Source organism: Cytobacillus sp. OWB-43, from assembly GCF_034651445.1.
GTDB lineage: Bacteria > Bacillota > Bacilli > Bacillales > Cytobacillaceae > Cytobacillus > Cytobacillus kochii.
In genome coordinates this window covers 36,545-51,494 of record NZ_JAYEFF010000009.1, presented here as the reverse complement: position 1 = coordinate 51,494, position 14,950 = coordinate 36,545, and the positions used below count along the sequence as shown (strand labels likewise).

General features: G+C 37.3%; 12 protein-coding genes and 1 riboswitch. Of the genes, 11 read left to right on the top strand and 1 reads right to left on the bottom strand.

Annotated features, from left to right (window positions below):
- The first annotated feature begins 139 nt into the window (after positions 1-139).
- The 7 genes from U9M49_RS20990 to U9M49_RS20960 all read left to right on the top strand — a co-directional run bounded on the left by U9M49_RS20990 (position 140) and on the right by U9M49_RS20960 (position 7,500).
- Positions 140-1,549 carry a PucR family transcriptional regulator gene (locus tag U9M49_RS20990; RefSeq protein WP_307318778.1) on the top strand — a complete coding sequence of 470 codons (1,410 nt, stop codon included), beginning with the start codon at positions 140-142 and terminating at the stop codon, positions 1,547-1,549.
- Between the two features lie 62 nt (positions 1,550-1,611).
- Positions 1,612-2,547, top strand: a complete 936-nt coding sequence (locus tag U9M49_RS20985; protein ID WP_322910512.1) for a hypothetical protein — start codon at positions 1,612-1,614, stop codon at positions 2,545-2,547.
- A 14-nt stretch (positions 2,548-2,561) separates the two neighbouring features.
- Entirely contained in the window at positions 2,562-3,416 is an 855-nt protein-coding gene (locus U9M49_RS20980; RefSeq protein WP_095370773.1) for an alpha/beta fold hydrolase, read from the top strand.
- Positions 3,417-3,508: 92 nt separating this feature from the next.
- Positions 3,509-4,300, top strand: coding sequence for a 2-keto-4-pentenoate hydratase (locus U9M49_RS20975; RefSeq protein WP_322910511.1), 792 nt, complete (start codon positions 3,509-3,511; stop codon positions 4,298-4,300).
- 281 nt (positions 4,301-4,581) lie between these two features.
- The gene (locus U9M49_RS20970; RefSeq protein WP_322910510.1) at positions 4,582-5,454 is read left to right on the top strand and encodes an acyltransferase; all 873 of its coding nucleotides are present in this window, start codon (positions 4,582-4,584) and stop codon (positions 5,452-5,454) included.
- A gap of 86 nt (positions 5,455-5,540) precedes the next feature.
- Entirely contained in the window at positions 5,541-6,164 is a 624-nt protein-coding gene (locus U9M49_RS20965) for a TetR/AcrR family transcriptional regulator (RefSeq protein ID WP_322910509.1), read from the top strand.
- A 70-nt stretch (positions 6,165-6,234) separates the two neighbouring features.
- Positions 6,235-7,500: an MFS transporter gene (locus U9M49_RS20960; RefSeq protein WP_322910508.1), complete on the top strand. Its 1,266-nt coding sequence runs from the start codon at positions 6,235-6,237 to the stop codon at positions 7,498-7,500.
- Between the two features lie 25 nt (positions 7,501-7,525).
- Here the strand turns inward: U9M49_RS20960 and U9M49_RS20955 are convergent, their stop codons facing one another.
- Positions 7,526-7,933, bottom strand: coding sequence for an NUDIX hydrolase (locus U9M49_RS20955; protein WP_322910507.1), 408 nt, complete (start codon positions 7,931-7,933; stop codon positions 7,526-7,528).
- Between the two features lie 173 nt (positions 7,934-8,106).
- On the opposite strand from U9M49_RS20955, the gene U9M49_RS20950 reads away from it, so the two are divergent.
- The 4 genes from U9M49_RS20950 (at position 8,107) to mgtE (ending at position 14,284) form a co-directional block, all read left to right on the top strand.
- On the top strand, positions 8,107-9,483 hold the full coding sequence (locus tag U9M49_RS20950; protein WP_322910506.1) for a UDP-N-acetylmuramoyl-tripeptide--D-alanyl-D-alanine ligase: 1,377 nt from the start codon (positions 8,107-8,109) through the stop codon (positions 9,481-9,483).
- Between the two features lie 117 nt (positions 9,484-9,600).
- The gene (locus U9M49_RS20945; RefSeq protein WP_307318764.1) at positions 9,601-10,620 is read left to right on the top strand and encodes a DUF3231 family protein; all 1,020 of its coding nucleotides are present in this window, start codon (positions 9,601-9,603) and stop codon (positions 10,618-10,620) included.
- A gap of 362 nt (positions 10,621-10,982) precedes the next feature.
- On the top strand, positions 10,983-12,410 hold the full coding sequence (locus U9M49_RS20940) for an aldehyde dehydrogenase family protein (RefSeq protein ID WP_322910505.1): 1,428 nt from the start codon (positions 10,983-10,985) through the stop codon (positions 12,408-12,410).
- 96 nt (positions 12,411-12,506) lie between these two features.
- Positions 12,507-12,671, top strand: a riboswitch (M-box (ykoK) riboswitch).
- 242 nt (positions 12,672-12,913) lie between these two features.
- Positions 12,914-14,284, top strand: coding sequence for a magnesium transporter (gene mgtE, locus U9M49_RS20935; RefSeq protein WP_095370766.1), 1,371 nt, complete (start codon positions 12,914-12,916; stop codon positions 14,282-14,284).
- Positions 14,285-14,950 lie beyond the last annotated feature (666 nt).

Here is a 14,950-nt window from a genome sequence, read left to right as displayed (position 1 = left end):
ACTATAGTGTTTTACCTGTTTTGCTTAGGCTCACTAGTCATTAATCGACAGATACTTCCAAAAGAAGTAGAATAATTGTAAAATACTAATTTTTCGGGTAACTAATTCAACTAGTAACTTTCTTAAGTGGGTGAGTATATTGCAAAATAAGGTTCATTATCCTGAAGCTTTAGAGGCATTTGTACAAATGTCTTCAAATTTTGGCAACTTTAACTACACGGAGAAGGAATTCGAATCAGGATTGCCACAAATGCTTTTGAATTGCTTAGATAGAGTGTTAACAGAAAAAAATCATTTACAAGCTGCTGTAGATTTTAATAATGAAGCCATTGGACACTTCCTAAATGGTGTTGGCGAAGCACGATTGGCTGATGTATGTTATCAACTTACCAATAATCCTATTATTCTTGAAGATTTAGGATTTAATTACCTATATTCAGTCGGGTTAGATGCAGAACTGGCTAAACAATATAGTAATCAATTAAAGACCATTGTGAAAAACAATCAGAATAAAGCTATGCAGACGAAATTGAATGAACTGATAGAAAATCAGCAAGTAGTCGAAATGGAGCAATCTAATCAACATAAGAGATTAATAGCACCGATGATTTCAAAGGGGAAGGTGGTAGGATATTGCTCCTTTATTAAGCCTTCTTTTACTGAACTCGATTGGTTGAAAATGAAACAAATGCATTTGGTTGGGTCAGTAAGTAACTACAATAAGGAGTCCATTTTAGATACAGAGCTTAGGTTAAACATTAAAGGTGGACTGTTAGAAGACATGATTCATAATCGTCTAAATCCTGTCGTGTTGTTCAAAAGGGCAAGACATATTGGCGTAGATTTAGGGAAAGAGTATCAATTTCTCGTTTTAAAAGTGGATGCAGATTTTTATCCGAGTGAAAAGGAACCAATTGGTGCAATGAATCTGATTGAAGTTTTCTCAAGATATTTTATGGAACGTAATCTGAATATTCTCATATCGGAGGGTGCACAAAACATTGCCGCTTTGTTACCTATAGATATGTTCTCGAAGCATTTTATAAACGTAGATGAATTTATACGGAAATTACTTCATTTTCTTAAAGAGAAATATCCTCAAAATCCTTTTAAAATAGGCATAAGTTCAAAAGCAACATCGCTTGAAGATATTCCTATTCTATACAATGAAGCACTCATTTCATTGAATGTGAATAATCAACAAAAAGACATCATGTACTTCGATGATTTGGGTGCTGTAGGGATATTATTTCGTACAGGCAAAAATGAAGATATCCGACATTTCTGTAACAAGATGTTGTCAAAGTTAGTTGAGTACGATCGCGGGAAAGAATCAGAACTTACCAAAACATTATACATCTATATTAAAAATGGACAAAATATGTGTAAAACAGCAAAAATCATGAATTTATCACTAGGTGGTTTACGTTATCGTATACAAAAAATCGGAAAAATTTTAGAAGCAGATATTAATGATCTCCAAACAAGTAGTCAGCTTTTCTTAGCATTGCAGGCAAGCATTATTTTAGGAGATCTACATTTTGAATAATCATTGGCGGGTTGATATGTGCCTGCCGTGATATGAACAGTAAAACATAAGAGGTGGGAGTTATGGCTGAAATAGTAGCAGGAGTAGCAATGTCACATAGCCCAATGATCATGACAAATGAAGCTGGCGGTGGTGAAAAAGGACAACGCTTTCTAAATACCGTTACTGAGATGAAACAATGGCTTAAGGATATGGGGACAGATGTGATTGTGCTTATATCTGATGATCACTTTAATAGTTACTTTTATGATCACATGCCCTCCTTCACGATTGGAGTTGATCGCTGTGAAGGATGGGGAGATTGGGAAATTCCTGAATATCAAATTCCAGTCGAGAAAGAGTTAGCGAAGCATGTACTTGATACAGGATTGGGTAATAATGTAGACTTTGCTTTTTCCATGAGAATGAAAGTGGATCATGGTCATACGCAAGCAGTCCACTTTTTAAACGATGATTTAAATATTCCAGTTGTGCCGATTGCGGTGAATACAGCTGCCCCTCCACTTCCGACAATGGATCGGTGCTTCCAAGTCGGAGAAGTGGTTCGTGAGGCAATTGAAACATGGGAAAGTGATAAAAAAGTAGCGATTGTGGCATCAGGCGGCATTTCTCATTGGGTGCCGATTCCGAAGATTGATAGTGAAAAACCTGAGGATCAAGAGCTAATTAAAGTTCTGACAAATGGTCGTCAGCAGATTGAAGAGCTGGATGAATATTTAAACACGCGTAAAACACGTGTGACAAGCTTGAAATCTGGACCGGTCAATGAAGAGTGGGATCGTAAATTTTTACGAAACATTAGAGAGAAAGATTATCAGGCACTTAGACAATGGTCTCCAGATTATATAGAAGAAAATGGGGGAAATGGCGGCCAGGAGATACATAATTGGCTTGTGCTGCTTGGAATTTTGCAAGAGTTTGAACCAGAGGTTGCTTGTTATGAACCCATCCCTGAGTGGGTGACAGGAATGGGTGTTGTTAAGTTCCATAAAGTATAAAGGAGGATGTTCAGATGACAATTTGGAATGATTTAGCCGATTTAGCTTTTAAAAATTATTATGTCGATGCCAATGGAATAAGAACGAGAGTGCTAGAAGCAGGAACTGGTGAACCACTTATTTTGCTTCATGGTACAGGTGGTCATATAGAAGCCTATGCTCGGAATATTAGAGGATTAAGTGAGCACTTCCGCGTCATTTGTATTGATATGCTTGGGCATGGATACACGGAGAAGCCTAACCACCCATATGGAATTGATAGCTATAGTGATCATCTATTAGGAGTGATTCAAGCTTTAGATTTGAGGGAAGTCTATTTATCTGGTGAATCCCTAGGCGGATGGGTTGCAGCCTGGTTTGCAGCCCATCACCCTGGCATTGCTAAAGCTTTAGTATTAAATACGCCTGGAAATGTAAATAACAAAGCTGAAGTGATGAAAAAACTGAAGGAATCTACCGTTAAGGCGGTGCTAGAAGCAAACTATGAAAATGTGAAAACGCGGCTTGAATGGCTAATGTATGATAAGAGTCAAGTGACGGATGAACTGATAGAGGCACGATACAACATCTATACCCAACCATCCTATCAAAAGGCAGTTGATCATATTGTCGCCTTACAAGAAATAGAATTTAGACAAAAATATAGCTGGGACCCCTCTTGGTGTGGAAAGATTGATGTGCCAACCTTATTAGCATGGACCGACCATGACCCAACTTCAACTGTTGAGGAAGCTATGCCGATTCAAGAGATGATACCCGGAAGTGAATTAATCGTTATTAACGACGCGGGCCATTGGCCGCAATGGGAAAAGGTTGATGCGTTCAATAAGGTCATTATTGACTTTTTTAGCAAAATACCTGTGAAGTAAGTTTGTATTGTCTTACCTGACTTTGATAGTACAAGTGTAAAAATGTACTATCAAAGTTTTTTTGATATTCACAAGAAAGGGAGTTTAATCATTTGAGTAATCAAAAGACGATTAGTATACAGCAAATATACGAGCATTTACTTCATGCTGAACAAACGAAAACAGCGATTAAGCCACTAACTAATCAATATCCTAACCTAACTATTCACGATGCATATCAAGTCCAACTAAGAGCAATTGAACAGAAAGTGAAAGACGGTCATAAAGTTGTTGGTAAAAAGATTGGTTTAACATCCTTTGCGATGCAAGAACTTTTAGGAGTCGATCAACCTGATTACGGTCACTTATTAGATAGTATGAGCATACCCAACAAGGGATCAATCGATATCGATTCACTTTTCGAACCAAAAGTTGAAGGGGAAATTGCATTTGTACTTAATAAGGATTTAAAAGGCTCACATGTGACAGCCGAGGAAGTTTTATCCGCAACTGAATATATTATTCCTTCATTAGAAATTGTAGATAGCCGTATTCACAATTGGGAAATCAAATTAGAAGACACTGTTGCTGATAATGCATCTTGTGGGCTTTATGTATTAGGAGATGAGAAATTTAATGTTAGTGGTTTGGAGCTAAATAAAATCGAAATGAGCCTTTATAAAAATGGTGAATTATCGAATAAGGGAACAGGTGCAGATGTCTTAGGCCATCCAGCTGCATGTGTAGCATGGTTAGCGAATAAGTTATTTGAATATGATGTTGTTTTAAAAGCGGGAGAAGTAATTTTATCAGGTGCCTTATCCGCAGCAGTCGTTGCGCAAAAAGGAGATGTGTTTACTGCGGAATTCAGTAAGCTAGGAAAGGTGGAAATTGTTTTTCGTTAAAGGTACATACAAATAATCTATTATGCACCCTTATGAAGTATCAGTCTGATTACTCCATAAGGGTTTTTGCACTTTAATAGAATGGATATGGTTCTTTTGTTCATAATAAAGGAATAAATAACCATTTTAGGTTACGTTTTATACGTGATTATTACAGGTGATGTAAAAATTAAAGTATCTTAAATACAAAGTCGTTAAGTTAGGATTAAAATGCGTATGATGAATAGATTCTTTTGTATAATAAATGCGTTTTAATGCTAATAAAAGTAGGTGTGTAAATAATGGAAACCATCACAGATATATTTAAAAAACCAACTTCAAATAATGAAATTCAATTAATAGGGATGAAAGAAGAGGAAATTGCATTTGATCATTCGAAGGTGAAGTTTGTCGGAGAGGGCAATACATTAATTGTTGAACGTGGCGCCAAATTTAAAAATACGAATATTCATTTTAATGGCAATCATTCAGTTGTCATTATTGGTAAATCCAATCGACGTGCGACATTTAATGTTTCAGTATGGAATAATAGTGCCTTCTTTATTGGGCGCAATTATTCTTTTAATGGGAGTGCTAGATTTATTCTTTCAGAGCAAAAGAATCTTTTCATTGGTCATGATAATATGTTTTCCACAGGTGTGGTTGTAAGGTTAGCAGATCCACATTTGATTTATGATGCAGCAACGAAAAAGCGCATCAATCCAACTAAAAGCGTTTATTTAGGTGATCATATTTGGATTGGACAAGATGTGATGATATTAAAAGGTGTTAATATTGGGTCTGGTTCTATTCTTGGAGCAAAATCACTTGTGACAAAATCATTACCATCCAATGTGTCAGCAGCGGGAAGTCCGGCTCGAATTGTGCGCAATGATGTGTTTTGGGCTCGCCCATCTGTACATGCGTATACAGAAAATGAAACGGAAGCCGCAGAGCAATTTGCCGATGATCGGTTCATTTATAGCGAAGATGGAAGTATAAAGGAACCTATGAAGGTTATTGAAAAGCAATTAATTGATGCTGCTAACTGTGATGAGAAAGTAAATATCTTATTGCCTTACTTAGAAAATACTCCTAAAAATCGCTTTTATACTTCTGTGAAATCGAAACAGAAAGAGCCATTACTTAAAGGGATATTTTCAAAAGGAGAATAATTACTTCACATAAGTTGGTAATTGGTATAATATAATTATAAAATAATTGATGATTGATTAATCAATCATTTCAAGAAGGTGTTCAAATGCCATTATCGGAAAAACAAATTCAAAATATGGAGCTCCGGAAAAAGAAGATTTTAGAAGCGGCTATGGGGTTATTTGCGACTGAAGGGTATGAGGGTACGACAATTAAGAAGGTTTCTGTTGCTGCCAATGTTAGTTTTGGTAGTGTGTTTACTTATTTTAAAGATAAGGAAGCATTGTTTTATACCGTTGTTGTTGAACCATTAGCGGAATTGAAGGAGCGCGTTTTATTTTTTGATGAGACGTCTGCTGATCCTTTATTGGAAACAAAACAGATGTTAAGAGAGCATTTTAGAGCATTTGCAGAAATGAACCGTTATTTGCAATTGGTTGTACAAGTTGTGGGACAGCATGAACGGTATGCTGATGTGTTTAAGGAATTAGATGAGTTCCATGATGTATTTCGTGTGAAGGTCGGGAAATTGGTACAAAACGGGCAGCAAATAGGGGTGTTTAAAAAACAAGATCCGCTTATTGTTGCTACGTTGTATACGAGTCTCTTAATAGGCGTTCGTTTAAATTCGACTGATAATCGCTATAGTGATGTGTGGGAACAATATGCTGTCACTGCACTAAATCTTTTTGCACCAACTGAAAAAGTAACAGATAAAGGACTTTCTTAGTTTAGGGAAGTCTTCTCATTCGTTTCAACAATGATTGATTAATCAATCATTAAAAAGAGGAGGAATATGTATGAAAAATCTGCACCCAGCCATCCGTATTAGATTACTGTTACAATTCATTTCATCTATTTCAACAATGGCGATTTTACCTTATATCATTATTTATTTTGCTGAGGAAGTTGGGAAGGCCGTGACAGGTGTTCTATTTCTATGTGTGATGTTGGCAAGTGTTTTAGGCTCCTTATTAGGTGGATTTACTTCAGACAGAGTAGGGAGAAGGAAGGTAATATTGCTTGCAGAACTGTTTGTATTTATAGGGTATATAGGTGCTGCAGTTGCCAATACATCCGTTGGTGCCTATCCTTACATCACTTTTCTATTTTTTATAATCATTCAATTTAGCACAGGTGTCGTCAATCCAGCCTATCAAGCATTAATCATTGATGTGAGTTCCCCTGAAGAAAGAAAAATCATTTACACTTATGCCTATTGGGTTCGAAATTTAGGGATTGCTATTGGTAGTATGGTCGGCGCTTTCTTCTTTTTTTCCCACCTTGTCTTATTACTCCTTAGTGCAGCTCTTGTGTCCTTCCTTTCTATTTTGATGACAAAGGTGTTTATTAAAGAAACCTATCAACCTAACGTGCAGCGGCAAAAAAGTAGTCAAACGATTCAAGTGTATAAAGAGTATTTAAATATATTAAAGCATAAATTTTTTATCATATTTATTCTTGCTAGTGTATTAATTGTAGCTGTGGAGGAACAATTAACGAATTATATTGGTATTCGTTTAAAAGAACAGCTCCCAAATCCAATACAAATCATTACCGCCATTCCTATGGAAGTAGATGGTGTGAATCTACTAGGATTTTTGAAGGCAGAAAATACTTTACTTGTTGTTGCGCTTACGTTCGTTGTTATCACAGTCATAAAAAAGTGGAAGGAACGTGTGACATTTTTGGTTGGACTTTTGCTATTTTTCACCGGTTATACAGTTCTTAGCTTTACAACCATTCCCATGCTGCTTATTGTTGCTATGTTTCTTGCATCTATTGGTGAGATGATGTATATCCCGATGCAGCAGGCCTTGCTCGCTAATAGTGTGCCTGATCATGCGAGAAGTACTTACATGTCGCTGTATGGTGTTGCCATTTTCTTAGGTGTCAGTGCTGCAGGTGTCGTTGTCATTGTAAGTGAATGGGTTCCGCCTCTTGTTATTACTGGTGCAATTGGTCTAATGGGCGGGTTGAGTTTTATTTTGTTTGCGCGGTTAGTAAGCATAGCAAAGAAACAAGAAGAAACAAATATAACTAACCTAAAATCAGTCTCTAGATAGTAGGTTAGGTCAAAATGCAATATGTTTAAAAATCGACAAAAAAAGGGTGCCTACCTTCATCCAAACAATACTCGACCCGTTGCCTGTAGTTTTGCCATCCAATCATTTGTAATGCCTGGTCAATAGGGAAGTAGCCAACTGCTAAGCTTTCTGAGCTTGTGGTTAGTTCTCCGCCGGTAGGTTTGGCAAGGAATAAGGTGTTACAGATGGATTTTTCTACGTTTTGGAAGATGCCACAGAAGCGTATGATCTCTACGTCGATTCCAGATTCTTCTTTTGTTTCGCGGATGGCTGCCTCTGTGATGGATTCACCTTCTTCTACTTGTCCACCAGGCATTTCCCAACCTCTTAGTGGCCCTTTTATGAGTAGGATTTCATTATGATCGTTTAAAACAATCGTTGCTGCTGAGACAATATGTTTAGGTGTAGCCATAAAATCTCCCCTTGTATTTTTTAGATAATTTATTCCATATTATCATGAATGGATGAGATTTTTTCTAAAAGTTAAATCTATTAAAACATTTCAGCTTTACCTTACTAAAGAGTTTTCTTTTTCTGCAAAAAGGTCTACAATTTGATGTAAGTAATCATTGTGGAGGATTTAGGATGATAAAGCGAAGTTTAGTTGAAATTCAGGATATGTTAAATGGTTCAGGTCTGCAAGAAGAGTACGCTGATATCCGTGTTGACGGGGTTTCGATAGATACAAGAACATTACATAAGGGGAATTTATTTATTCCTATTATGAGAATTGATGATGGTCATAACTATGTAAATACGGCTTTCGATCGGGGGGCTACTGCAACCCTTTGGAAGAAGGGGCATAAGCATCCACCAGAAGGAGTACCTGTGATTTACGTCGATGATCCACTTCAAGCATTACAAGAGTTGGCAACTGCTTATCGTGAGCAATTAAATATAAAGGTTGTCGGTGTAACGGGGAGTAATGGAAAAACAACAACGAAGGATATGGTTAAGTCCATCTTACAGACGACATATAAAGTCCATAAGACAAAGGGGAATTTAAACAGCCAAATCGGGTTGCCTCTTACCATTCTTGATGTCGCAGAAGAGACAGAGGTCCTTGTTCTAGAAATGGGTATGAGTGAAAAGGGACAAATTCATCGTCTGTCAACCATTGCTCAGCCTGATGTTGTAGTTATTACGATGGTTGGTTTGGCACATATTGCGACACTAGGTTCAGAAGAAAATATCGCCAATGCTAAACTGGAAATTATTGATGGTTTAAGAGATGGCGGCTTATTTATATACTATGGCGATGATGCTCACTTAAAGCAGGCGTTAGCCAATGTTGATTTACCCATGCGTGTTAAAACATTCGGTCATGAGGTAACGAATAATTACTACTATGAAAAAGTAAAAGAATATAAAAAATATCTTGAGTTTGATATCGCAGGAGAGCAGTTATTTAAAGATCTAAAAGTATCGATCATTGGTAAACATAATGTGAAAAATACGTTAGCAGCGGTAGCTGTCGCTCTTGAATTGGGAGTGACACCTGAAAACATTATCGCTGGATTGAAGAACTTAGATTTGACTGCCATGCGAATGGAAACAATTCAAACAAAAAAAGGATACACCATTATTAATGATGCTTGGAATGCGAGTCCTAACTCTGTACAAGCTGCGATTGAAACAGTACAGGAAATGGAGGGCTATCATCAGAAAATATTAGTACTAGGAGATATGCTAGAGCTAGGTGATAGTGCTGAAACTCTCCATAAACAAATGGCAAAGGCAATTGACCCGAATGAAATTGATTTTGTCGTCACATATGGAATATTAGCCTCTGCAATTGCTAAAGAAGCGAAACAAATGATGGGGGAAGACAAAGTGGTGTCTCCTTATACAAAATCGGAAATCGTCCAATTTATTAATAAAATCGTGAAGAAAGAAGCCCTCATTCTATTTAAGGGCTCCAGGGAGATGAAATTAGAAGAAGTAGTGAAAAACTTAATCTAAGTTTAAAAGCAGCTCACTTAAAATTTATGTGAGCTGCTTTTTTATTTTCCTATTTGGTATAATTCTCCTTTCAATAACAAATAGTAAGGTCAGAATATTGTGAAGGGAAGTGCACGCATGACAGAAGAAAAGATTAACCTTTCTTCTTCGGAGTTAGCGTCTTTATGGACATCTTATATGCAGAATACGATGTCCGTTCAGTTTTTAAGTTATTTGCGAGAAACCGTTGAGGATAAGATGATATCTCAACTAGTACAAACTGCTTGTCAGATTTCAGAAGACCATATAGCAAAATTGAAAAGTATCTTTCAACAAGAGAAAATACCCATTCCAAAAGGGTTTACTGCTGAGGATGTAAATATTCATGCCCCGAAAGTGTATACAGATATTTTTATGTTAACCTACATTCATCATATGGCTAAAGCTGGCATGCTTAGTTATAGTGGCTTTCTTGCCTTAAGTGCAAGAAAAGATATAAGGAAGCTTTTTAATAAGACACTTTTTGCGACAGCTGATTTATTTGAGCAAAGTTCAGAAATCCAAATCAATAAAGGTGTATTTGTACGATCGCCTGTTATTCCTTATCCAAAAGAAATTGATATGGTGGATGATAAAAGTTATTTCAAAGGATTAAATCCGTTTGCAGACAAAAGGGCGTTGAATGCTGTGGAAATCTCTCATCTTCATCTTAATTTTTTCAATAATGTTGTTGGGCTAAAATTAGCTACAAGCTTTGCCCAAATGTCACCAAGAAAAGAAGTACAAAAGATATGTATACAAGGCAAAGATATTTCAGAAAAACATGTGGAATTATTTGCTGTTACTTTGATTAACAATGGTCTCCAAGCACCAATTGATGGAGATGTTAGTATTACCAATTCAACTGCCGAAGTATTCTCGGATAAATTAATCCTTTTTCAATTAGGGATGTTAACAGCTGCCGGGAGTGGAAACTATGCGACGGGTGCTGCAGCAAGTCAAAGGCATGACCTGATCATCAATTATGAACGTTTAGCTATGGAAGTGGGTCAGTATGCAAAGGATATAGGGAATTTAATGGTGGAATTGGGTTATCTTGAACAACCACCTGGAACATTAGATAAAGAAACATTAGCCAAAAATAAAGAAAAACATTAGTAAGGTAAGCATCGTGAAGATGCTTACCTTTTTACTATCCGTGATTGGTAGAACGTCTACTTTACGCCATTGACCTAGCTCTATTTATTCTTAGGAGGCGATTAGATCTCTTGTAGATAGAGTAGTTTAATTTCACTAACCATCTTTGGATTAGATGAATCAAATGAGCAATAAATTCCAACGTCCATCCCTCCACACCGATATTACGTGACGAGCACGTAGCCCTATCTTTTCCTAAAGAATAAATGTTATACAGATGAAAAGTTGGTAATAAATGACGAATGTGACATGTTTAATAAAGGAGAGAAAGGGAATGGGTTAAGTAGAATCAATAATATCCCTAAAGGAGCTTGATTATACTTATGCGAAATTATACTAAGCAATATATTAATGGCGAATGGGTCACATCAACGGGATCTAAAACCATTGATGTCATTAATCCAGCAACGGAAGAAGTAATGGGAAAAATTAGTTCAGGAACAGAAGAAGATTTAGATAAAGCAGTGGCAGCGGCCAAAGCTGCATTTCCATCATTCTCTCAAACATCAGTAGAAGAAAGAATTGAGTTACTTGAGCGAATTTGTCAAGAATACGAAAAACGTAAAGACGATATTATAGAAGTGATTACAGAAGAACTTGGCTCTCCTGTTAAGCGAAGCAATAAAGTCCATTATCAAATGGGTTTACAACACTTTAAACAAGCGGTAGAGGAATTAAAAACGTTCAAATTTGAAGAAGAACGAGGAAACACATTAGTTCGCAAGGAAGCGATTGGTGTAGCAGGACTCATAACACCATGGAACTTCCCTACGAATCAAACCTCTACTAAACTGGCAAGTGCGTTTGCTGCTGGTAGTACCGTAGTGCTTAAACCAGCATCTAATACACCATTTGCAGCGATGATTTTAGCGGAAATCTTTGAAGCGGCAGGTTTGCCAAAAGGTGTCTTTAACCTAGTAACAGGTTCAGGTTCAACAATCGGTAATGGCATTAGTTCACATCCTGATATTGATTTCGTATCCTTTACAGGATCTGGTGAAGTCGGACAAAAAATTATGGAAAACGCAGCTTCAACTATCAAGAAAGTTTCTCTTGAGTTAGGTGGAAAATCACCACTTATCGTGTTAGATGATGCAGACATTAAAGGAGCGGCAAAAACAGCCGTTGCGCTCGTCGCAGGAAATACAGGTCAAGTTTGTACAGCGGCAACAAGAACACTCATTCCAAAAGGAATGCATGATGAATTCGTTGAGGCTGTAAAAGAAGTGATTGAAAACTTCCCAGTCGGTGATCCAACAAGTCAAGATGTTCAAGTGGGTCCTCTTGTCGATGCAGATCAATGGGAAAGGGTACAATCGTATATTAAAAAAGGATCAGAAGAAGGAGCAGAATTAATTGCCGGTGGTCCTGGAAAACCAGAAGGACTGGAGAAAGGTTATTATACGAAAATCACTGCTTTTACAAATGTGAAAAACGATATGACGATTGCCCAAGAAGAAATCTTTGGACCAGTAATGAGTATCCTCACATACGATAACTTGGATGAAGCAATCGAAATCGCTAATGATACCATTTATGGATTAGCTGGATACGTTTACGGTGGCGATCGTAACACATTACAAAAAGTGGCCAAAGGCATTCGCGCTGGACAAATCCAAGTCAATAATTCAAAAACTGATTTCTCAGCACCGTTTGGCGGCTTTAAACAATCAGGCATTGGACGTGAATGGGGAGACTTTGGTATCGAAGAATTTTTAGAACCTAAATCCATCATCGGCTACTATGCTTAAATCTAATAGGTTCCCTTGTACCGGGGACCTTTATTAATTTTTCTAAAGGTGTTGACAGAATGTAACACTAGATGTAAAGTGAACATGGCAATCCATATGAATCCTCGTTAGGTGAGGCTCCTGTATAGAGATATGCTACTGCCCAAAAATGTCCAAAGACGCCAATGGGTCAACAGGAACCATCGACATAAGGTGGTTTTTAATGTAGCTGGTATTTACCTATGCTGTACAGTGCTAAAGCTCTACGAATGGAGGGGTAATTACTGCTTGTACAATACACGTACATGTTGTATTTTCTATGCATTTTATGCACCTCCACGGTTAGTTGGAGGTGCTTTTTCATTTTAAAAAAACAAGGAGGTGGTGCGGGATGGATAGTATTCCCAATCCGAGGTCGAGTAAACAGGAATTGATCAATAGGGAGAAAAGAGGAGGGTATTTGTTCTGCACCACTCATCTTATACAGAATAAATAGGCTCTTCTTCAGAAATGGAGGAGTCGAAATGAACCAATTATTAAAATTAAAACAAAAAAAAGATTACCAAAAACAAGTATTAAAATATATCACTGAACGCAACTTAAAAATGTTTCGTGAGACATTCCTTGAATTGCATCCGACGGACCAAGTAGAAGTGTTTAAAGAAATGGAACTGCCATTACAAAAACAATTGCTACTTTTTCTGACACCCGAAGAGTTCTCTGATATTTTCCAAGGGCTAGACTTAGAGGATCAATCTGAGGTTTTCACTCATATAGGCTTTCAATATGCTGTCGCGATGTTTAATTATATGTCCGCTGATGACGTTGCCGATTTCTTGCTTGAAATGGAAGTAGAAAATGCAGATGATATCCTTCAATCCATGGATCAAGAAGAAGCCAATAAAGTCATCGAGCTGATGACTTATGCACCGAGAACGGCCGGTGCCATTATGACGAAAGAATTCATTCGCATTTCAGTTGAGTCCACTGCCGCCCAAGTCATTGAAGAACTAAGAGAAACGGCAATGGCTGCTGAGACGATTTACTATTTATACGTCGTCGATATAGAGGAGCGTCTTGCTGGGGTTGTTTCATTAAGAGATTTAATTATTGCACAGCCTGATCAAATCATTGATGATATTATGAGCACACAAGTGGTTTCTGTACCGGTCAATGAAGATCAAGAAAAAGTGGCACGTTTGATTAAAGAATATGATTTTCTAGCGGTTCCTGTCATTGGGAAAGAAGGAAAGCTTGTCGGTATTATTACAGTCGATGATGTTATCGATGTACTAGAAGAAGAGACAGATGATGATTTTGGAGAATTTGCTGCTTCTAAAGGGGCGACAGATTTAAACTTAACGGCTTTTAGTGCCGCAAAAAAGCGTGCACCTTGGATTGTTTTATTGATGTTTTTCGGTATGATTACCGCTAACATCATCGGTCGCTTTGAAGAAACATTACAGCAAATTGTCATCCTCGCTGCATTTATGCCATTGATTATGGGAACGGCAGGTAACACAGGGACACAATCATTAGCTGTTGCAGTCCGTGGATTAGCCACTGGATCAGTAGAGAAAAACGGTGTATGGCAAATAGTGAAAAGGGAATTGGGTACTGGTTTGATGCTCGGTGTCGTATGTATGATCGTATTAACAGGTATTATTGGTCTATTCTACCAAGGAAATTGGCTGCTTGCTTTTATCGTTGGTGCGTCACTATTTTTAGCATTAAGTATGGCCGCAGTGATTGGAGCAGTTGTTCCGCTCATTATCAACCGCTTAAAAATTGATCCAGCCATTGCATCCGGCCCTTTTATTACTACATTAAATGATATTCTTAGCCTACTGATTTATTTCTCTATTGCAACGACCATGATGGACAAAATTATATGAAAGAACCAACACTTCCATTTAAGAATGGAGGTGTTTTTTTATGGGGAAAATACAATACAAAAAGCAAGTGGAGAAAGATAATTAGGAAATCGGGGAAGATAACTTTGTATCATTCTTGGCGTGTTTCCGTAAATTCGCAACGAGCCAGGATTTGTTGAGAGTACGATTTTTGGAGCGTTTATTCCTTAAATGAGTCAAGATTTGCAGAAAGTCCAAAATTTTGGAGCGTTTACTCTTTAAACGAATCAAATATAGAGAAACCCCATTTTATTTGATACGTTTCCAGCAAGAAACGAGTCAGGATTCTGAGATTGGTGAAGAATTTGAAGCGTTTGTATGTTAAACGCGTCAAAATTAGTAGAAGGTTCAAATGTTTGATTCGTTCCTTTCCAAAACGAGTCAAGATTTACAGAATGTCCAAATTTTTGGAGCGATTACTTGTTAAACGAATCAAATATAGAGTACCCCCCTTTTATTTGATACGTTTCCAGCAAGAACGAGTCAGGATTCTGAGGGCGGTGAAAAATTTGAAGCGTTTATCTGTTAAACGAGTCAAAAATAGTAGTTGGTTCAAATGTTTGATTCGTTCCTTTCCAAAACGAGTCAAGATTTACAGAATGTCCAAATTTTTGGAGCGATTACTTGTTAAACGAATCAAATATAGAG